Annotated in this window: 16 protein-coding genes; 8 read left to right on the top strand and 8 right to left on the bottom strand. The window is 48.4% G+C overall.

Going from position 1 to position 19,958, the window contains the following annotated elements; genetic code table 11:
• Nucleotides 1-28 precede the first annotated feature (28 nt).
• Nucleotides 29-643 (bottom strand): hypothetical protein, encoded by a 615-nt coding sequence (locus AC5JBY_RS32045; protein ID WP_495908791.1) that lies wholly within the window; start codon nucleotides 641-643, stop codon nucleotides 29-31.
• 78 nt (nucleotides 644-721) lie between these two features.
• Between AC5JBY_RS32045 and AC5JBY_RS32040 the strand changes: the two genes are divergently transcribed.
• The 3 genes from AC5JBY_RS32040 to AC5JBY_RS32030 all read left to right on the top strand — a co-directional run bounded on the left by AC5JBY_RS32040 (nucleotide 722) and on the right by AC5JBY_RS32030 (nucleotide 3,286).
• Nucleotides 722-1,279, top strand: coding sequence for a sugar O-acetyltransferase (locus AC5JBY_RS32040; RefSeq protein ID WP_495908790.1), 558 nt, complete (start codon nucleotides 722-724; stop codon nucleotides 1,277-1,279).
• Between the two features lie 96 nt (nucleotides 1,280-1,375).
• Nucleotides 1,376-2,722, top strand: a complete 1,347-nt coding sequence (locus tag AC5JBY_RS32035) for a DUF418 domain-containing protein (protein ID WP_495908789.1) — start codon at nucleotides 1,376-1,378, stop codon at nucleotides 2,720-2,722.
• Between the two features lie 114 nt (nucleotides 2,723-2,836).
• Nucleotides 2,837-3,286 carry a hypothetical protein gene (locus AC5JBY_RS32030; protein WP_495908788.1) on the top strand — a complete coding sequence of 150 codons (450 nt, stop codon included), beginning with the start codon at nucleotides 2,837-2,839 and terminating at the stop codon, nucleotides 3,284-3,286.
• Nucleotides 3,287-3,327: 41 nt separating this feature from the next.
• On the opposite strand, the gene AC5JBY_RS32025 is transcribed toward AC5JBY_RS32030, so the two are convergent.
• The 4 genes from AC5JBY_RS32025 to AC5JBY_RS32010 all read right to left on the bottom strand — a co-directional run bounded on the left by AC5JBY_RS32025 (nucleotide 3,328) and on the right by AC5JBY_RS32010 (nucleotide 6,236).
• On the bottom strand, nucleotides 3,328-3,600 hold the full coding sequence (locus tag AC5JBY_RS32025) for a hypothetical protein (protein ID WP_495908787.1): 273 nt from the start codon (nucleotides 3,598-3,600) through the stop codon (nucleotides 3,328-3,330).
• Nucleotides 3,601-3,764: 164 nt separating this feature from the next.
• Entirely contained in the window at nucleotides 3,765-5,195 is a 1,431-nt protein-coding gene (locus AC5JBY_RS32020; RefSeq protein WP_495908786.1) for a phytoene desaturase family protein, read from the bottom strand.
• A 12-nt stretch (nucleotides 5,196-5,207) separates the two neighbouring features.
• Complete coding sequence (locus tag AC5JBY_RS32015) at nucleotides 5,208-5,843, bottom strand: LysE family translocator (protein WP_495908785.1); 636 nt, start codon at nucleotides 5,841-5,843, stop codon at nucleotides 5,208-5,210.
• Between the two features lie 6 nt (nucleotides 5,844-5,849).
• Nucleotides 5,850-6,236 (bottom strand): rhodanese-like domain-containing protein, encoded by a 387-nt coding sequence (locus tag AC5JBY_RS32010; RefSeq protein WP_495908784.1) that lies wholly within the window; start codon nucleotides 6,234-6,236, stop codon nucleotides 5,850-5,852.
• Between the two features lie 300 nt (nucleotides 6,237-6,536).
• Here AC5JBY_RS32010 and AC5JBY_RS32005 point away from each other — a divergent pair, with 300 nt between their 5' ends.
• The 3 genes from AC5JBY_RS32005 to AC5JBY_RS31995 all read left to right on the top strand — a co-directional run bounded on the left by AC5JBY_RS32005 (nucleotide 6,537) and on the right by AC5JBY_RS31995 (nucleotide 11,259).
• Nucleotides 6,537-7,982, top strand: a complete 1,446-nt coding sequence (locus AC5JBY_RS32005; protein WP_495908783.1) for a carbohydrate-binding protein — start codon at nucleotides 6,537-6,539, stop codon at nucleotides 7,980-7,982.
• A gap of 97 nt (nucleotides 7,983-8,079) precedes the next feature.
• Nucleotides 8,080-9,663, top strand: coding sequence for a glycosyl hydrolase family 18 protein (locus AC5JBY_RS32000; protein WP_495908782.1), 1,584 nt, complete (start codon nucleotides 8,080-8,082; stop codon nucleotides 9,661-9,663).
• A 177-nt stretch (nucleotides 9,664-9,840) separates the two neighbouring features.
• A complete protein-coding gene (locus tag AC5JBY_RS31995) occupies nucleotides 9,841-11,259 on the top strand; it encodes a T9SS type A sorting domain-containing protein (protein WP_495908781.1) in 1,419 nt (472 codons plus the stop codon).
• 4 nt (nucleotides 11,260-11,263) lie between these two features.
• Here AC5JBY_RS31995 and AC5JBY_RS31990 read toward each other — a convergent pair whose 3' ends face one another.
• The 3 genes from AC5JBY_RS31990 to AC5JBY_RS31980 all read right to left on the bottom strand — a co-directional run bounded on the left by AC5JBY_RS31990 (nucleotide 11,264) and on the right by AC5JBY_RS31980 (nucleotide 14,023).
• The gene (locus AC5JBY_RS31990) at nucleotides 11,264-11,992 is read right to left on the bottom strand and encodes an esterase family protein (RefSeq protein WP_495908780.1); all 729 of its coding nucleotides are present in this window, start codon (nucleotides 11,990-11,992) and stop codon (nucleotides 11,264-11,266) included.
• Nucleotides 11,993-12,048: 56 nt separating this feature from the next.
• Entirely contained in the window at nucleotides 12,049-12,645 is a 597-nt protein-coding gene (locus AC5JBY_RS31985; protein WP_495908779.1) for a GDSL-type esterase/lipase family protein, read from the bottom strand.
• Nucleotides 12,646-12,718: 73 nt separating this feature from the next.
• On the bottom strand, nucleotides 12,719-14,023 hold the full coding sequence (locus tag AC5JBY_RS31980) for a S41 family peptidase (RefSeq protein ID WP_495908778.1): 1,305 nt from the start codon (nucleotides 14,021-14,023) through the stop codon (nucleotides 12,719-12,721).
• Nucleotides 14,024-14,144: 121 nt separating this feature from the next.
• On the opposite strand from AC5JBY_RS31980, the gene AC5JBY_RS31975 reads away from it, so the two are divergent.
• Nucleotides 14,145-14,945 carry an endonuclease/exonuclease/phosphatase family protein gene (locus tag AC5JBY_RS31975; RefSeq protein ID WP_495908777.1) on the top strand — a complete coding sequence of 267 codons (801 nt, stop codon included), beginning with the start codon at nucleotides 14,145-14,147 and terminating at the stop codon, nucleotides 14,943-14,945.
• Nucleotides 14,946-15,138: 193 nt separating this feature from the next.
• The gene (locus tag AC5JBY_RS31970; protein WP_495908776.1) at nucleotides 15,139-19,689 is read left to right on the top strand and encodes a choice-of-anchor I family protein; all 4,551 of its coding nucleotides are present in this window, start codon (nucleotides 15,139-15,141) and stop codon (nucleotides 19,687-19,689) included.
• The last annotated feature ends 269 nt before the right edge of the window (nucleotides 19,690-19,958 follow it).

Below are 19,958 nucleotides of genomic sequence, written 5' to 3'. Positions count from 1 at the left end.
ACAAGGAGTTGGAAGCTGAATCGACCGGCTATGATATGCGTTGGTTCTTTGCTTCTTCTTGTTGTATCTTCTCCAATATTTTTTTCAGCCTGTTATTTCTTATGAGCCCTTTTACTAGGTAGGCTATTCCAATAAGTGGCACTGTGGCTGCAGCCAGATAAAAGTGTTCTATCCTGATTGTAATGTATAATGCAATACAGCCGACTATGAAAGTAAATACGCCGGTCTGTATATCTGTTTTGGCATCTTTCTGTAATTCGTTTGCATACGCATCCAGCTGATTCACCATATGGTTGGCATATCCTTCTTGCAGTCCTTGTTCAATAAGCCCCGCATATATATCATAATTGCTAACACCTTTTTCCTTTTGTTCCAGAGTATATTCGGTTGCGTCTACCAGTGTTTTTATATTTAAGTCTTCCGCCAGTTTTTTTCTTTTGAGGCTGTCCTGTAGGATGAACTCATGTTCAAGTGCATATAGGATTTCATGGCCAATATTACGTTTATGCATTTCTGCTCTTAACAGTAAAAATGCGTCTACAGTGATTTTCATACCCTCCTTTCGTGCAAAATGCAATAGCTCCTCATCATGCATGTTGGCATAAGATTCTCGAATTCTGTTCAAGTCGATGTTGTCAGACATGCGAAACCTGTAATTTGATACGAAAATAGCAAGAAAATACCGGACACAATTTGTCTGCTATTGGATTACCTTCAATCCATGAAAACCGAAAAAGAAAAGATGTTGGCAGGTGAGTTGTACGATGCCCTTGATCCCCAACTTACCAATGAAAGAATAAAAGCAAGGTTGCTACTCAAAGCATTGAACGAATCCCGGGAAGATGAACCAGAGACACGGACAGAAATACTAAAAGAGCTGATTCCTCACGCAGCCGCCGGACTATGGCTACAGCCTCCCTTTTACTGTGATTACGGCTACAATATCAAATTAGGTGAAAGAGTATTCTTCAACTTCAACTGTGTAGTGTTGGATGTAATGCCCGTCACCATCGGCAGCAGAACGCTATTTGGCCCCAATGTACAGATATACACAGCCATGCACCCCATGGATCATAAAGAACGTGCTACCGGACTGGAATTTGCCAAACCGATTACTATCGGAGAAGATGTCTGGATTGGAGGAGGTGCAATTATCTGCCCGGGCGTCACCATTGGCGATCGGTCTGTGATAGGAGCGGGGAGCGTTGTTACAAAAGATATTCCGGCCGATGTGGTAGCTGCAGGCAATCCCTGCAAGGTTATTCGCGCTAACAGGTAGTAATATATCCCCACTTTGAGGTATGCCGTTTCCGGAAATAAAGCGCTATCTTGACTAACTGTTATAGACAACCATTTAACCCATTCAACCTCAGTTATGTCAACTGCTGCTGCTACCCAACAGGCCATGCCTGTAGCCCAATCCGAGCGGATCGATATTCTCGACGCACTCAGGGGCTTCGCCATCCTCGGTATCTTATTGATGAATATTCCCGGCTTTGGTCTTCCCTCCGCTATAAGTCAGGATCCCACTTTATGGAATGAGATAGGCACCATCAATTTCAAAATACTCTACTTCGTCGACCTAGTGCCCGAAGGTACCCAGCGGGCTATCTTTTCCATGCTGTTCGGAGCAGGCATATTGATCTTTACCAGCAGGGCCGAAAAGAAAATGCCAGGCATTTGGCCGGCCGATTACTTCCTGCGCCGCCAGCTGTGGCTCATGCTCTTCGGGTTGTTTGATATATGGGTGTTATTATGGTATGGAGATATATTGTTTGACTATGCCTGTCTGGGCATCCTCGTATTTACGTTTCGCCGGCTGCCGGTCAAAGGCTTACTCATTGGAGCGGGTATTTGCTTCCTCCTGATGATCGGCCGCGAAACGCGCGACCTCTACAAAGAAAAAGCAATGATCTCCAAAGGAGAGAAGATTGCAGCCATCGATACCACCAAAACCAAATTGACAGAACAGCAAAAGGAAGACCTTGGAGCTATGACCGACTTCAAGGAGAGAAGCACCCGTGAAAAGAAACTGAAGCGGGTGGAGAAGTCAATACGTAAAACAACAGGCAGCTATGCCGACGCCTATGAATACCGGGGCGAAATATATATGGCCTTTCTCGTCAATTATCTTTACCTGAGCAGTTGGGATGTATTGTTATTCATGCTCCTGGGTATGGCCTTTTTTAAAATGGGCGTGTTGACAGGGCAGGCTTCTGCAAAAACATATTGGATCATGACCATCCTGGGGTTGAGTATAGGACTAACACTATCTTATCTCCGGTTCCAGTCTTTCATTAAGGCCAACTTCAATTGGTTTGAAGTAACAAAAAATCAATATGTCGAGTTGTATACGCTATCACGTGTGGCGCGTTCGCTTGGACTGTTTGGTTTGATATTGTTATTATACAAATCAGGCTGGGTAAAATGGCTGTTCGCCCTGATGCGGCCCGTTGGGCAAATGGCCTTTACCAATTACCTCATGCAGTCGTTCTTATGTGGTTTGTTCTTTTACGGCGTAGGCTTTGGCATGTACGGGAAGTTGCAGCGGGTAGAAGTATACTACTTTGTATTAGCCGTATGGCTGGTGCAGATCATCTGGAGCCACCTGTGGTTACGGTATTTCAACTTCGGTCCCTTTGAGTGGATGTGGCGCAGTCTCACGTATTGGAAAAAGCAGCCGATGCGTAAGCAGGTAAAAAGTAATCTTGTAACTGCATAGTGTTAGGGAAGTAGGCTGTGACCCAATGTTACCTTTGAGTTAACTGGACCATCTATAATTAGTAACAGGGGTAGGGTGGCGGCATAATTGCAAGGAATACATAAACCTTTTGCTATGCCTACCACATGGGTGATATTCAGTGGATTTAATTTCTCCTACGCAGCATTGGACCGCGCTATCGATTGGGCAAAAACACACAACACTGGCCTTGGCGTGCTGTTCCTCCAGGAAAAGCCGGTAGAAGAAGGATATGTTTTTCCCAGCGATATAGACGCAGCAGAATCCCTGGCCGGCGAAGCCGATGCCCGGCAAGACGATGATCAATTGGTGCGGGGGAAAATAAAATTGATAAAAGATAAGGCTGCTGAGGCTGGTATACAGCACGTCGCGAAAATAAGTGATGACCCTTCTATTAAAGCTATACTGCCAACAACAACAGGTGCTGATAAAATGTATGTAGATGTCGGGACGATGATGCGGGAGGAGGCGGCAGACAGGTTATTCAATGCGGAGGATCTCGTTGAAAAAGCTGCCTGCCCCGTGGAATTGGTAACTGCCGATTAAGTTGTTATACAATATAATGGCTTTTACACTTCACACCTTGTTTACTGAGCTGCAGCTACTTTAGGTGCAGTCGCTTTTTTAGACGACTTATTGGTCTTGGTTTTTCCCTTTCCTTTTTTCTCCTTCTTGACAGGTTTCGTTTTAATGCCGGCTGTCAGCAATCGGGCAGCTTTCTTGATACGGCGTTCAAACTTCTTTTCACCCAATGTTTCTTTCAGGTCATTCAATGCGCTGGTCAGTTGAAGGCTCACCTCTTTGCGGGCTGATTTCTTGCCAGTTGCTTGTTGCGCTTCCGCTTTTTTACTCGTGGACATCGTGTTTGTGATTTAATACAATTTACTAAAAGATAATATAATGATAACATAAAGATAGGGGAAGGGTTCGTCCGCCAATGTTAAGTTTTGTGGCGGAGCCAAGAGGGTGCATTCCGGTAGAGGAGACCGGTTAACAGTTGATTAACAGTAAGATGTAGCTGAGGTTAGCCCATTTTGAATATATTCCTGAGCGCCTGTTTGGCAGCATGGTGTCCACACATGCCATGAACGCCGCCGCCAGGCGGTGTAGAAGAAGAGCAGATATAGATGCCTTTGGCAGATGTTTTATAAGGCGAGAGACGCATGGCAGGCCGCGTATACAACTGTCCAAGATCGATAATGCCGCCATTAATATCACCACCTATATAGTTGGGATTGTATCGTTGTAATTCGAGGGTATTATAAGTATGCTTCGCAAGGATGAGTTGCTTGAAGCCCGGTGCAAAACGTTCCACCTGTTCTTCAATGATATTGGTCATATCAACCGTAGAGCCATTGGGCACATGGCAATAAGCCCATGCAGTATGCTTACCGGCCGGGGCGCGACTGTCATCAAACAGGCTCTGCTGCGCCAGCAACACAAAAGGACGTTGCGGATGGCCACCCGAGGCCGTGAATTGTTCACTGGCGGCGATCTCTTTGAAAGTATTACCGATATGCACGGTGCCCGCTTCCCTGCATTCAGGCGCAGTAAAAGGTATAGGACCATCCAGCGCCCAGTCTACTTTAAATACACCCATGCCATAGCGGTAACGATTAAGTTGCCACTTGTAGAGATCGGAGAATTGATCACCGGCAATCGCCATCAATTGTTTGGGCGTCACATCAAACAACACGGCATGCGCAGAAGGTAGTTGCTGCAGGTTGCTAACAGTAAAGCCTGTCTGTATTTTGCCGCCCAGCGATTCGAAATACTTCGCCAATGCATTGGCTACGCTGATAGCACCGCCTTTAGGCACAGGCCAACCATATAAATGACCGGCAGCAGAAAGTACCAGTCCTATAGCGGAAGTTGCATAATTGGTGAGTGGCTGAATAGAGTGCGCCGTCATACCTGCCCAGAGTCCTTTGGCTTTTTCTGTCGTAAACCTTTTCGCAATGGTAGCAGCAGAAGGCAAAGCCTTCAAGCCGAAGCGCGCCATGCGCAAGGGATATTGAGGAAAACGCAAAGGACCTAAAATATCTTTGGCGATTAGTGGCCAGTCAGCCACTACTTGTTGCATGAGGGATAAGTAGGCTGCTTCATCAGCGCCCAGCAGCCGCGCAGTTTCTGATATAGAACGTTTCAGCACGGCAGCACTGCCATCATCAAAAGGATGAGCAGCCTCTACAGGCGGATAAAGATATTCAAGACCATATTGTTCCAGTGGGAGCGTAGTAAAGAAAGGAGAAGTGGCGGCCATCGGCAGGATGGCAGAACATACATCATGGTGAAAGCCGGGCAGGGTCAGTTCCGCAGTACGCGTGCCGCCCCCGATGGTATCCCGGGCCTCCAGCAACAATACCGATAAACCCTGTTGTTGCAAAGTGATGGCTGCCGCCAGTCCGTTGGGACCCGAGCCTACAACAACTGCGTCATAATCACGCTTTTCCATGCGCCAAAGATATTACCTGGAAGGCAACAATAACATTATTAAATAACGTATTAAAGCATAAATACCCAGTGCCAGCATCAAATAGCCCGGAAACTTGCGTATCCACTGGCTTTCCCGTAGTAATTTTATTACCCTACCTGCAAGGTAGGCTACCAAAACAAGCAACGTGAACACCCCCGCCGATACCCCCAGCAGAAAACTATGCAGTTCCAGTGGGGTAGAAAGATCGATCCAATGCTGGCTTTTGAGGTAAGCGATCATGCCGATCCAATAAGGCATGGCCAGCGGGTTGAGGATGCCCAGCATCAGCCCGCGCCTGAAACCACTGTTCTGAAAACGCAGAGCAAGATTGGTAGGGGGGCGGGAGGTAGACCGGATGGTAAGCGCGCCCAAAGTGATCATCACAATGGCGGCAATAAGGTGGAAGTTTTGAATAACGACAGGAGAACTGGTGATCAGCCGCTCGAACGTCACAGCCAGGTATGCATAAATATACTCCATGATGGCCGCTGCCAGTGCAAAACGCCAGGCAAGCCGGGCCTTGCCTTCAAGCCCCAGTTGTATAGAGCTGAGATTGATGGTGCCCGGCGTAAGCGATCCTGTAAAACTAAAAGTGAAGGACAGGGCGAAATTGATCAATGCTACCATATACGTCTACTGCCCCGGTTCTACTGATTTGCCCGCTTCCTTCCACGCTTTGATACCTCCATCGAGGTTCACCACATTGGTAAAGCCGTTTTTTACCAGCCAGGTAGCAGCCTTATCGCCGCGTACACCGGCCAGACAATAAACATATACAGGTTTGCTCTTATCGAGTTTGGCAGCCTGCGCCTGAAACTGTTTTTCATCCTGCCAGTTCGCCAGTGTGGCGCCCTTTAAATGCCCTTCTTTGTATTCTTCCGGTCTTCTCACGTCCAGCAGCTGAACGCCCTTTGCCTGCAATCCTTTTTCAAATTCAGCAGGAGTTACGTTGGTTTTGTTTTGTGCCGCGGCCGTGCCCGATACAAACAGAAGAACGAACGCTTTAAGTAGATGCTTCATGAAAGCTGGGTTTGAATGATTGATCTGTTGCCACAAAGATACAGAAGTATTTCCGGTAGGAGCAATGATGCTGTAAAACAGCACATTGATGAATCGGTGTAGTAGAAAATAGCACAGCCTGAGGTGATGTGATGCGTCATGGTGAGGCGATGTGACGTACAATTGACGTAGACGATGTGTATAAATTGACTGCCCTTTCATTGTTACACTTGATAAGTTGTACGACACTTGCATAGTAACTATAACCGGCACGCGAAGCCGGGCTCGCCATATTTAATAACCAATAAAACCATTACGCTTATGAAACGGATCTTCTACTTCGTAATTTTACTAACTACACTTCTTTTTTCCGCTTCTTATTCCATTGCACAAACATGGCAACTCGTTTGGCAGGATGAATTTACTAACGGTATAGGACCCGACTGGGTATTTGAAACGGGTACTGGTACCAACGGCTGGGGCAACAATGAGTTGCAATACTATCGCACCCAGAATGCAACCGTTCAAAACGGGCAATTGGTCATCACTGCTCGCAATGAAAGTTTTGGCGGCAGGAATTACACCTCTGCAAGATTGAAAACACAAGGCCGCCGCTCCTGGCGCTATGGTAAGATCGAAGCCCGCATTGCCATGCCTGCCTTTCAGGGCGTATGGCCTGCCTTCTGGATGTTGGGCACCAACATCGGCGATGTGGGTTGGCCCGCTTGTGGTGAGATCGACATCATGGAGCACGTAAATGCGGAGAACCGTACCTACGGCACCATCCACTGGCAGGTTGCTCCCGGACAAAATACCAACTACGGAGGCAATACGGCAGTGAATGTAACAGCCTTCCATCTCTATACCATCGAGTGGACAGCTTCATCCATCAAGTGGTTTGTAGATGGCGTACAATTCCATGAAGCCAATATTGCCAACAGCATCAATGGCACCAACGAATTTCACAACAACTTCTTCATCATCCTCAATATGGCCATCGGTGGCAACTGGCCCGGCTTCACCGTCAACAATGGAGCAATGCCCGCCAACATGTATGTCGATTATGTGAAAGTGTACCAGCAAGTCAGCGGGCCTTCCAGTGTAACCATTCAGGCCGAGAGTTACAGCAACATGCAGGGCATACAAACAGAAGCCTGCATCGATGCCGGTGGCGGACAGAATGTAGGCTACATCGATGCCACCGATTGGATGGCCTACAACAGCATTAACTTTCCTACTGCAGGCAGTTACCTCGTTGAGTACCGTGTTGCCAGTCAGAGTGGGGGCGGCACCTTATCGCTGGACCTAAATGCAGGTTCCATCCAATTAGGCTCACTGGCAGTGCCGTCTACCGGAGGCTGGCAAAACTGGACGACCATCTCACACACAGTGAATGTCGCCAATGCCGGCACTTATAATGTAGGCGTATATGCTCAGGCCGGAGGCTGGAACCTCAACTGGATACGCATCACCAAACAAGGTAGCGGACTGCTGACTGCCAACACGGCTACTTCGAAGGATGTGCAGCCGGAAGAGGCAAACAACAACTTTACCATATTCCCCAACCCCGTAAAAGATGAACTCAGGATCGCTACCAGCGAAAACCTGACAGGCGGATTACTACGCATATACGACATCATGGGGCGCCAGGTATTGATCGCCACCCAGGCTACCAACCGTGTCAACGTAGCGAAACTGCCCACCGGCGTATACACCCTGTTATTTACAAAAGATGGTAAGACCATCAGCCGGAGATTTATCAAGTAAGTGATTTGCGGAATGCCTGTATCAACATCATGGAGTTAAGTGTCACCTGCTTAACTCCATGATACGGTATTGCATTCTTTCATTTAAAAAACATATTATGAAGAAGTCTTCTATCCTTTTTATCCTTTTGTGTGTAAGCATCCAATTATCATTTGCCCAATTCAGGGTCGTAGGCTATATGCCTTCCTGGGCGGGCAGTGTAAATTCCATTCAGTACAGTAAGCTCACCCACATCAACTATGCTTTCCTGCTGCCTACCTCTACCGGAGGGTTGCAGGCCATCGAGAATCCTTCCAAGCTGCAAAGCCTGGTCACGCTGGCCCACAACAATGGCAAGAAAGTGTTGATTGCTGTCGGCGGTTGGAACAATGGCGACGATGGCGCTTTTGAAAGCCTCGCTGCCAACAGCACCTACCGCAATAATTTTGTAAACAACCTGATCAACTTTACAAACCAGTACAACCTCGATGGTATCGACATTGACTGGGAGTACCCCGATAATGGCGCTTCGGCCAACAACTATGCTGCATTGATGCAGCAGCTATCTACCGAAATGCACAACAGAGGTAAGCTGCTCACGGCTGCAGTGGTAGCTGTCAACGGGTCCAGTATACTCAGTAGTGTATTTAACATGGTCGACTTTCTGAACCTGATGGCGTATGATGCCAATAGCTTTGACCACTCTACCTACAGCTATGCGCAGCAGTCCATCAACTATTGGAAGGGCAGGGGATTGCCCACTTCCAAAGTGGTGCTGGGCGTTCCCTTCTATGGCAGGCCAAGCTGGGAGTCATTCTCCGCATTGGTCAATCGTGGCGCCAGTCCCTTTGCCGATGTATACCAGGGCGTGGGCTACAATGGTATCAATACCATCAAGAGCAAAACAAACCTTGCCTTCGACCAGGGCAACGGCATCATGATCTGGGAACTGTCGCAGGATGCTACGGGGGCCAACTCGCTGCTGTCGGCCATTAACGAAGTAGTAGTACAGCGCACTGGTGGTGGTAATTCCATCACCATCCAGGCCGAAAGCTACAACAGCATGTCGGGCATACAAACAGAAGCCTGCACCGATGCCGGTGGCGGACAGAATGTAGGCTATATAGATGCCTCCGATTGGATGGCCTTCTACAACATCAACTTCCCCGTAAGCGGCACATATAAAGTAGAATACCGCGTAGCCAGTCTGAGTGGTGGTGGCACCTTATCGCTCGACCTGAACGCCGGTACCATTCAATTGGGCGCACTGGCCGTTCCTTCTACGGGCGGCTGGCAAAACTGGACTACTATTACACATAACGTGTACGTCAACGCAGGAACCTACAATGTAGGCGTATTTGCTCAGGCCGGCGGTTGGAACCTCAACTGGCTGCGCATCACACGGCCTGCCACTGGGTTGATGACTGCGGTAGAAAATCCACAGACAGAAAAGACGACTAAAGATGTGGATGCTTCCGGCAAATGGGTCCTGTTCCCGAATCCTGTTCAGCATCAGCTGAATATCATGGCAGGTGAAGATATTACCGGCGGTTCCATACGCGTAGTCGACATCGCTGGTCGCCAGGTGTTGGCGCCGAGAGCGGCTACCTATAAAGTAGATGTATCGCACCTGGCACCCGGTACATACACCCTGATCTTTACGAAGAAAGACAGAACAGTAACCAAACAGTTTGTAAAATAAGAGAAACGTGTGTTGTGACAGGTGAAAACGAAGGTCAGCGGCGTAGAGCTTCTGACCTTTGTTTTTGAACGATACGCATGTATTGCAACGTTGTTTTAAATAAGATTAGCCCCGCGAATAATTGTCAGGCTTCATTCGATTGTCATAGTACATTATTCATAAACCAAACCTTGTATTATGAAACACCTTTCCTTTTCTGTCTTTTGCATGCTATTGATCAGCCACGTAGTGGCGCAAACTCCCCCTGCTACCTGGCAGGAACACTGGTTCGAACATAACCAGTTGCTCTCCAGAAAGTTTTACGATAATGATGTAGCCATTTATTACGACAACGATGTAAGCGCTTCCGTAACCTGGCCCTACACTTTTTGTGGCGATGTATGGCGCTACACCAAATCCGTCTACGGCTCTTTTGGCAGCGATCCCCACATGTTCGCCATTTTCCACACCAACAAATACAGCGGCGGTCACCCCTCCACGTATTTCGATGCCAGCCACGACAACCGCAACGTCATTGACGTAGGCCCCGGCCCATGGACCAGCGGCGCCAACAACGACCTGGACATTGTAACCCACGAAGTAGCCCACATTGTAGAAGGCGCCAGCAAAGGCGTTAAGAACTCACCTGCATTTGGCATCTGGGGCGATAGCAAATGGGCGGAGATATTTATCTATGATGTGTACCGCGGACTGGGCCGCACGAGTGATGTAACCCGCTGGTACAACCTGATGATCAACGGCACCAGCAGTTTTCCACGCGCCAATACCTACTGGTTCCGCGACTGGTTTTATCCCATTTACAGTGCATATGGTGGCACACAAACATTGAACAGGTACTTCACGTTGCTCTCACAATACTTCCCTAAGAGCGGCAACGCTTACACGCGCGGCATGAACTGGGGCGAGTTTATACACTTCTGGAGTGGCGCTGCCGGTGTAAACCTGAAGCCACTGGCCACCACAGCATTTGGCTGGCCTGCCAGCTATGAAACACAGTTCAACCAGGCACGCATCGATTTCCCATTCAGCTATCCCGATGGCGCCGTAACGGTATATAAAGATTGCAGCTACGGAGGTTACGCCGTTCCGCTGCTGCCTGGCAGCTATACGTTGGCGCAGCTACAGGCAAAAGGTATCCTGAACGATGATATTTCTTCCTTGCGCGTACAAAGCGGTTACAAAGTGACACTGTATTGGGATAACAACTTCAGCGGCACCACGCTGGTAAAAACCGCCGACGATGATTGTCTGGTAAATGAGGGCTGGAACGATAAAGCATCTTCCCTGGTAGTCGCTTCTACGGTCACGGTATTGAGCGAGACCACATCACCACTCACTGCTAAGACTGCAGCCGACGAAGTCGCCACAGGTAAAGAATTGGAGATATATCCCAACCCCGCGCGCAATACCATATACCTCACAGCGCCGGATGATCTGTCAGGAGGGTTGGTAAGAATATACGATGTCATGGGTAGACAGGTATTGCAAGGCAGACCAGTATCTAACCGTCTGGATGTATCAAAACTATCCACCGGCATCTACACATTGATCTTCACGAAAGATGGTAAGTCGGTCTCAAAGCGGTTTATTAAGTAAAACTTCACAAATACCATTGCACCATCTTACGCCAATACCGCGGCCGGTGCGCCTCTTCATCCCACACATACAAATGGTGTGGGATGTTTTTTTCATAGAGCGAATCACTTAAGCGTTGGTTATTCTCATAAAAGGGATCTTCTTTACCCACCGCCAGTTCGATCTTCAACCGCCTGATCTGCTCCAACAGCAAAGTGTTGCTTAAATTAGGCATATACATGCTGGGCATGTTGTAATAAATATTTTCATCAAAGTAACCATTCAGCAGGTCGGGGAATTTATCGGCCGATAACGTAAGATCATAGCGCGAGCTCATGCCGGTTACTTTCGAAAAAAGCCAGGGGTGGCGAAAAGCAATATTCAACGCATGATAGCCCCCAAGACTGCAACCGGCAGCGGCAATGCCGGTATGCTGCGGATTGGTATACCTGATCAGCGGAAGCACCTCTTGCAGAATGTATTGCTCATATTGAAGATGCCGCTTTATCTTATCAGCCGGATGGATCGAAGCATAGAAACTTTCCGAGTCCACACTGTCTACACAAAATACCTGGATAAAGCCAGCCTCGATCTTATACCGTATGGCCTCGATGATGCGCCAGTCTTCATAATCATAAAACCGGGCAGTGCGGGTAGGGAAGAAGAGCACAGGCTCGCCTGCATCCCCAAACACCAACAGCTCCATATTCCTTTGCAGGTTCGGACTAAACCATTTATGATATTCCCGTTTCATTGGTAAAAAGTGGTATAATATAAACCGATCCCCGCAAAAGACGTATTATGCAATTCTTAAGGATTTTGTAGCAGGTAAGTCAACACAACTTTCTTCCATACCTCATAGCCTTTATCACTAAGGTGCAAGCCATCTTCTTGGAACAGCTCTTTCACGGGAAGCGCTTCACTATTTAGCATGGGCTCCACAATACTGATATAATGAAAAGGCAACCCTTGCTTTTCTATCGCGTTCTTTATGAGCGTATTCGTATAGTAGATGTTGTTGATCATGTTCCAGCGGGAAGGGCTGGGCTTTACCGAAATGAAATAAAAAGAAGAACGGGGAAACCGCGTACGCATCTGAGCCGTCAGTTGTTCAAAAAAGATAAATACTTCCTCGGGATGTCTGCCATCACCTAAATCGTTATCGCCTGCATAAAAAACAATGCGTTCAGGTTGATAAGCCGGTAATATCCGTTCGAAAAACCATACACAGGCAGCCAGCGTAGAGCCGCCAAAGCCGAGGTTCACGGGATGGAGCGACTTGAAATCTTCATAGAGTGTAGTCCATAAACGAATGGAAGAACTGCCATAAAAAATTGTTTTCGGTTCGTATGCCAGCCTGCTTTTCTCCTGCTCTACACGCTTCACTTCATCTTCGTACCATATCATATATTATATTCATTTGAAGCAACTAATATAATACTATATGGTTGCAGCCTGCAATATTTCTATCAACACCACTTCATTTTTCCGGGCCTGTCATCAGCTTTAATGCCAATGCCTTTGCAGGATCACTGCCCGACAGCAGGTCGTTAATAGAGGGCTGTACAACATGCTTTGGTACAATGCCATGATCGCCTGATTGTTGGTTAATGCGAAAGGAAGCTGTAGAGATATATGCCTGGATCTTCGTATGTGGCAACACCACATCAGTGGCTTCTCCAAAGATCAGGAATTTATTGCCGCCAGATTCTTCACCGATAAAAGTAGTCTGCTTACGATGCTCCAGGCAGGCGCTCACAATACCTGAATTGGAAAAGCTACCGCCATTGATCAATACGAACAAAGAGCCGCTGAAGTGATTACGTTGAGGTTGCAGCAGTTTAGCCTCCTTACCACCCAGCAAGTAAGAAGTAGGTGTAGTGATGAGGTAGGAGAGCAGGTGTCGACCCGGCTCAAAATCTCCACCCTGGTTGTCGCGCAGGTCCAGCAGGAGATGTCGTATGCCATGTGATTTCAGTTGCCTGAATACACTATCGATCACTGGCTGGAACGACTGCTTGTACATCGATTGTAGCAAATCGACATCAAAACTTTTGATGGTAAGAACGGCAGTTTTAGTAGCTGGGTTTTCTTCCAGTATAATACCCCGCGTTTCGCCGGCCTGAACAGCCCGCTTTTGTTGCCGTATCAGGCGTATGCTGTCCCTCGCCAGTGCTGCCACTTGTTTATGAAATAGTTTGCCATCGCTACCGGTCAGCTCTACAGAAAAGGTTGCAGGTTGGCCAAAAGCATAACTATAATAAGCAACGAAGTAATGATTGAGTATCCACAACGGATAAGTTTTGTTGTGCCCATCCCTGATCTGCCGCTTCAGCAATTGCGCAACGATAGCTGATGCTTCTTTACCGTTAATGCTGGTGATGATTGCACCCGGTTGGATACTATTATCAGTAGAGTTGTTTTCAGTAATGTAGAGCCTGCCTTTGATGTACACCACAGAAAAAGGCAGAAAGCGGCCTTGCTTGCTATTATACCCCATGGCCTGCTCGCTGGGTAGTAACATGGTATGGCCATCACATATCTTTTCATTCAATAAGGTAATGAGCCCCAGGAATTCCTGTTCTGTCATAGGTTGTATAATGGTTCGGTCCAGGCTATCAACAAAAGCGTTGAACTTGTCTTTGCTGGTATAATGATACAGGTTGGGATGAATGCTGTCGAGCTTAATATTAAGAAATTGTAAATCGGCCTTCAGTTGATCGGTGGAATAAGTTCGTGCAGGATTGTAAGGAGTTTCTTGCCCGGAGGATAATATTACAATCATTTGTAGCAGGAAGCAGCAACAGATAGCCCGGATTCGGTTTCTCATCCAACTAACATACTGAATATTTCAGAATCCTTTTACAGAATAACTTAATATTGTCCACGCAAATGCAGGTAACCTTATGATCTCAAAAAAGCTGTTATTCCCATTCCTTTTTGTGTTGGCCGCTTGTAGCGCGCAGAGAAAGTCAGGCACGTCAACCAATAAGCAGGAGCTCGCCATCATGAGCTATAATATACACCATGCCAATCCGCCCTCAAAAGTGGGTGTCATTGATATAGATGCCATTGCTGCTGTTATCAATAAGCAAAAACTCGATGTCGTAATGCTGCAGGAAGTGGACGTCAATACCAAACGCTCCGGTATGAATGAAGCGGTGACCCTGGCAGAGAAAACAAAAATGAACTTCTACTTCGCCAAGGCCATCGATCACGATGGCGGCGATTACGGTGTAGCCATCTTATCCCGTTACCCTTTATCCGGTGGCGCCACGCACAAGCTGCCTACAGCTGCCGGCACCAACGGCGAGCCAAGAGTACTGGCCACTGCCAATATAGAACTCAATGGTAAAAAGATTACGATAGCCTGCACACATATGGATGCACAGCGCAACGATACCAACCGCCTGTTGCAGATCAATGCTATTGTAGATATACTGCAAAAAGAAACCAATCCCGTTATCCTGGCCGGTGACCTCAATGCCGCGCCCGGTGGCGCCGTCATCGACATCCTCGATAAACACTTTACCCGCACCTGCACACAAGGCTGTGGTTTCACCATACCAGAGATCAATCCCACCAAAACCATTGACTTCATTGCCTGGAAACCAACCGGCAGCTTTACGGTTATTTCACACACCGTCATCGACGAGCAATACGCTTCCGACCACTTGCCCGTAATGGCCACGTTGAAACTTAATTAATACCCCACCCCGGCCTCCTATATTAACTTTAGTTTAATTATTCTAAACCGGATACCCGCTTTGGCAAACTGCTCTATGTTTGCCACGCATTATTTTATAGTTGTATCCGTACCACACCTCTGCACCAGGAAACACAGTATCCTTCAATTCCAAACACACAAAATCACGTCACGGAAACAAACCGGAAAAAGTTATGAGAAAAACTTTACTCATTATTGCTTGCTTTATCCTGGGCGCAGCAGGCAGCCTAAGTGCCCAGACACTCGTTCACTACTGGAATTTCAACACCTTCGATACGGAGGCCAACCATGTAGCGCCCACCTATACAGCAGGCGGCGCCAACCTGGCCTACCTTGGCGGCGGTTCCAGCGCCAACGATTACCAGAATGGTACAGGGCAGAACTTCAACGTACAGAACCTCAACGCCCGCAATGGCGATGCGTCCGGCAACCACCTGCGCATCAACAACCCCATTGGCGCTACCCTTATCTTTTCATTACCTTCTACCGGTTTCCAGGATGTGGTACTGAAATATGCTACTCGCCGTTCCGGTTCAGGTGCCGGCACACAGGAAATAGCCTACACCGTAGATGGTACGAACTATACTGCATTGACTACCATTGCTCCCAACAATGGTGATCCCACATTACAAACCTTCGACTTCAGCGCCATTGCAGCAGCTGATAACAACCCCAACTTTAAAGTACGTGTTACCTTCCTGTTGGGCAGTGGTGGCGACGTTGGCAACAATCGTTTCGACAACGTGACCCTTGATGGTTCACCTGTTGGAGCAGATGCATTGCCGCCATCCGTAAACTTTACGCCAGCTAATGGAGCCATTGACCTGGCAGTAAACACAGCCCCTGCCATTACCTTCAATGAAGATGTGCGCAAGGTCGACAACAGCCCCATCACCAATGCCAACGCGGCTGAGCTGGTGGTATTCAAACTCAACAACGCAACGGGTGCAGATGTACCTTTCACGGCAACCTTTGCCGCTAATACGATTACGCTGACACCGTCAGCTGCACTGGCCAATAACCAGCAATACTATGTGGCCCTCAAAGCAGGTGTGATAGAAGACCTGAGCAACAATGCAGTAGCCGCTGTACAGTCGGCTTCCTTCACCACCATTGCCACGCAAACGACTTTCAACCCCGGCGATCTGCTCTTCGTCGGTTATCAGATGAATGCAGTGCCCAACGATGACCGCATCGCCTTTGTAACCTTTGTAGACATCCTGCCCGGTACCAAGATCACCTTCACCGATGGCAAATACACTACCAACGTACCGGCTCAATGCGCTGGCGGTATTGTATGGACTGCCCCCGCAGGCGGTGTGGCAGCCCGCACGGTAGTAACGATCAACAACGATGCTGGCACTGCCAACATCGGTACCATTACCGGCAGCACTTTTGGTTTGAGTGCCAATGGTGATCAGATCATTGTATACACTGGCACACCCGCAGCACCCCAATTCATTACAGCCCTTAGCTCAAACGCCTGGCTGGCTTCCAACACCAGTTGCAGTGGCAGCTTCTCTATGCTCCCCGCAACGTTGACTGATGGCGTAAGCTCCATCAACCTGAGCACAGCGCCCGGCAACACGGCTGGTAATACGGTGAATGCTTATTATACAGGTACCTTGACAGGTGCTGCAGCCACGGTGAAAGCCCTGGTAGCCAATCCGGCCAACTGGGCTGGCACGGCCTCCGGCACACCCACTCAATCATGGCCCGCTTGGAACACACCAGGCAACCCCGGTGGCAGCAATACCACCATCGCCTTCAACAGCGCAGTGCTTTCTGTATCAGAAGCAGCAGGGACAGCCACGGTACAAATTAAGTTGACCAACCCGGCTACCGCTTCAGTAGACCTGGTGGTAAAAGGCGCGCCGTTCAGCACGGCAGGTGCCAGCGATTTTACGTTGACCACAAAGACCCTGCATTTCACGGCAGACAGCAATAGCGCACAAACCATTACTATACCCATCAATGACGATGCTGCCAACGAGCAGGACGAGTACTTCATCCTGAGCCTGGAAAACCCCACAGGTCTTTCCATCACCGGCACACAGTTCATGACGGTATACATCCGGGACAACGACCGCAAGGCGCCCGTTCCTACCAAGCAGATCGAACTGAACTACGTAGGCAACTATGATCCTTCCGGCAGCAGCAATGCCAGCACGGAGATCGTGGCCTATGATTCTGCATCCAAGCGCCTCTTTGTGATCAGCGCCCTGCAGAACAGGCTCGATATTGCCGACTTCTCCAAACCAGATTCCATCAAGCCCATTACTTCCGTAGACATGGTGCCTTTTGGTGGCATCACCAGTGTAGCGATACGCAATGGTCTGGTAGCAGTGGCAGCGCCCAACGTTGTTAAGCAACAGAACGGCTCCGTTATCTTCTTCAATACCGATGGCGTATTCCAGAAGCAGGTGACTGTAGGCGCCCTGCCCGACATGGTGACCTTTACACCCGATGGAAAGACCATCATGGTAGCCAACGAAGGAGAGCCTAACGATTCCTATACGGTAGATCCGGAAGGTTCCATCAGTATCATCGATATCTCCGGTGGTATCGCGGGCCTCACACAAAACCATGTTACCACGCTCGACTTTACAGCTTTCAATGCGCAAACAACTGCCCTCGTTGCAGCCGGTGTGCGCAGAGGAAACTCGATCACTTCATTGTCGCAAAACTTTGAACCGGAGTACATCACCATTACGCCCGATTCTAAGAAAGCATGGGTGATCCTCCAGGAAGCCAACGCCTTCGCAGTGGTAGACATCGTAACCAAAAAGATCACGGAAGTATGGCCGCTGGGCAAAAAAGACCATAGCCTGCCCGGCAACGGATTCGATGCTTCCGACAGAGGAGAAATACACATTGCCAACTGGCCGGTGAAAGGCTTGTACATGCCCGATGGTATTGCCAACTATACGGTCAATGGCGTTACCTATCTCGTAGGAGCCAACGAAGGCGACGACCGTGAGTACAGTGCCTACAACGAAAGAGTACGCGTCAATGCAGCTACTTATAAGTTGGATTCTGTGGCCTTCCCCAATGCCAAAGAACTGAAAGACGACAACAACCTGGGCCGTTTGAGGATCACCACTTCTTCCGGTGATACCGACGGCGACGGTGATTTCGACGAGATACACCTCATCGGTGGTCGCTCCTTCGCTATCTGGAATACCACTACCAAAGCAGTGACTTTCGATAGCAAGGACGACTTTGAACAATACCTGGCCAAAACGCCGGAGAACAATCCGCTCTTCAATACCGATCACGAAAGCAACTCACGCAAGAGCCGTAGCTCTTCAAAAGGCCCCGAGCCCGAAGGATTGGCCCTCGCAGCGATCGAAGGCAAACAATATGCATTCGTAACACTCGAAAGACAGGGTGGGGTAATGGTATACGACATCACCGATCCGGCTGATGTGAAATTTGTGGACTACAAGAACCCGCGTACCACAGCTACTTACGGTGGCGACAATGGCCCCGAAGGCATCATCCATATCTCCAATACCGCCAGCCCCGATGGCAGACATTATATCCTCGTGGCCAACGAGATCAGTGGTACCATCAGCATCTATCGTTTGAACAACACCAGTGTGTTGACCCGCTATTACCAGGACATCGATGGAGATGGTTATGGCCGTCCGGAAGGTTCACGCCTTGCTGAAAAACAGCCAATTGGTAGCTGGGTAACAAAAGGCGGCGATTGTGCTGATTGGGATGCTACCATCAATCCAGGCGCTCCTGAATTGGCCAATGGCCGTGATGACAACTGCAACGGTCTGGTTGATGAAGGTCTGCCAATGACACGCTACTACATGGACGTGGACCGCGATGGTTTCGGTCGTGATGAGAACTCTAAGCTGTCAGCTATTCCGTTAGCAGGTCATGTGTTGGTAGGTGGCGATTGTGCTGACTATGATGCTACCATATACCCAGGTGCTCCTGAGCTGGCCAATGGTCGCGATGACAACTGTAATGGTCAGGTAGATGAAGGCTTGCCCATGAAGCGCTACTATATGGATGTAGACCGTGATGGTTTCGGTCGCAATGAAAACTCCAAACTGTCGGCTATTCCGTTGGCAGGTCACGTACTGGTCAATGGCGATTGTGCCGATTACGATGCTACGGTATATCCGGGCGCTCCTGAGCTGGCCAACGGTCGTGATGACAATTGTAATGGTCAGGTAGATGAAGGCCTGCCAATGCTTACCTATTATCCTGATGTGGACAGAGATGGTTATGGCCGCAATGAGGGCTCAAGACAGTCGGCAATTCCGTTGGCTGGTTATGTGCTGGTAGGTGGCGATTGTCACGATTACGATGCGAAGGTCTATCCCGGTGCACCGGAAGTGAAGAACGGTCGTGATGACAATTGCAACGGCTTGATTGATGAACAGCTCATCACCATCACAGAAGGCGCCGGCGAAAGTACTGGCAAACTGGCTACCGATATCAGCAATACAGATGGTAAGCTGAATGTGGTAGTAACGCCGATACCCAGCGATCGTGAATTCACCCTATACCTGCAAGCAGGTGCATCGTTGGAAAAAGTACGCATTCGTATATACGACCAGGTAGGAAGACTGGTAGAAGCAAGGGATAACCTGACTGTCGGTAGCAGAATTCCTTTTGGTAGCAACTATGCCAAAGGACACTATATACTGGAAGCTGTACAGGGCAATAGCAGAAAGCTGATCAAGCTTATCAGGCTGTAAGTAAAGTCTGAATATATTTAATGCGCGAGGCCGCCTTTAATAGGGCGGCCTCTTTTTTATGCCTAAAATGTTCCCATTCTTATTCTCCATACGCATGTTTTATCCTTAATATGGATAAATAGGTTGATCAATTGTCTGTATCTTAGCTGCGTATTAATATATACAATACTGTTATTGTTATACCCGCCTGTAGTAAATGCTGAATGATGCGCTCTTGATGTGTGCTGGATTATCCAGTAGTAACACTATTCGTTAATCATTCCTTCTTT

The organism is Paraflavitalea sp. (assembly GCF_059502485.1).
Note: the sequence above shows the minus strand (reverse complement) of the source record. Positions and strands in the feature narration are given on the sequence as shown.

Coding starts and splice junctions, on each gene's coding strand:
- AC5JBY_RS32045 (WP_495908791.1), bottom strand. CDS start 643: ATGTCTGACAACATCGACTTGAACAGAATTCGAGAATCTTATGCCAAC.
- AC5JBY_RS32040 (WP_495908790.1), top strand. CDS start 722: ATGAAAACCGAAAAAGAAAAGATGTTGGCAGGTGAGTTGTACGATGCC.
- AC5JBY_RS32035 (WP_495908789.1), top strand. CDS start 1,376: ATGTCAACTGCTGCTGCTACCCAACAGGCCATGCCTGTAGCCCAATCC.
- AC5JBY_RS32030 (WP_495908788.1), top strand. CDS start 2,837: ATGCCTACCACATGGGTGATATTCAGTGGATTTAATTTCTCCTACGCA.
- AC5JBY_RS32025 (WP_495908787.1), bottom strand. CDS start 3,600: ATGTCCACGAGTAAAAAAGCGGAAGCGCAACAAGCAACTGGCAAGAAA.
- AC5JBY_RS32020 (WP_495908786.1), bottom strand. CDS start 5,195: ATGGAAAAGCGTGATTATGACGCAGTTGTTGTAGGCTCGGGTCCCAAC.
- AC5JBY_RS32015 (WP_495908785.1), bottom strand. CDS start 5,843: ATGGTAGCATTGATCAATTTCGCCCTGTCCTTCACTTTTAGTTTTACA.
- AC5JBY_RS32010 (WP_495908784.1), bottom strand. CDS start 6,236: ATGAAGCATCTACTTAAAGCGTTCGTTCTTCTGTTTGTATCGGGCACG.
- AC5JBY_RS32005 (WP_495908783.1), top strand. CDS start 6,537: ATGAAACGGATCTTCTACTTCGTAATTTTACTAACTACACTTCTTTTT.
- AC5JBY_RS32000 (WP_495908782.1), top strand. CDS start 8,080: ATGAAGAAGTCTTCTATCCTTTTTATCCTTTTGTGTGTAAGCATCCAA.
- AC5JBY_RS31995 (WP_495908781.1), top strand. CDS start 9,841: ATGAAACACCTTTCCTTTTCTGTCTTTTGCATGCTATTGATCAGCCAC.
- AC5JBY_RS31990 (WP_495908780.1), bottom strand. CDS start 11,992: ATGAAACGGGAATATCATAAATGGTTTAGTCCGAACCTGCAAAGGAAT.
- AC5JBY_RS31985 (WP_495908779.1), bottom strand. CDS start 12,645: ATGATATGGTACGAAGATGAAGTGAAGCGTGTAGAGCAGGAGAAAAGC.
- AC5JBY_RS31980 (WP_495908778.1), bottom strand. CDS start 14,023: ATGATTGTAATATTATCCTCCGGGCAAGAAACTCCTTACAATCCTGCA.
- AC5JBY_RS31975 (WP_495908777.1), top strand. CDS start 14,145: ATGATCTCAAAAAAGCTGTTATTCCCATTCCTTTTTGTGTTGGCCGCT.
- AC5JBY_RS31970 (WP_495908776.1), top strand. CDS start 15,139: ATGAGAAAAACTTTACTCATTATTGCTTGCTTTATCCTGGGCGCAGCA.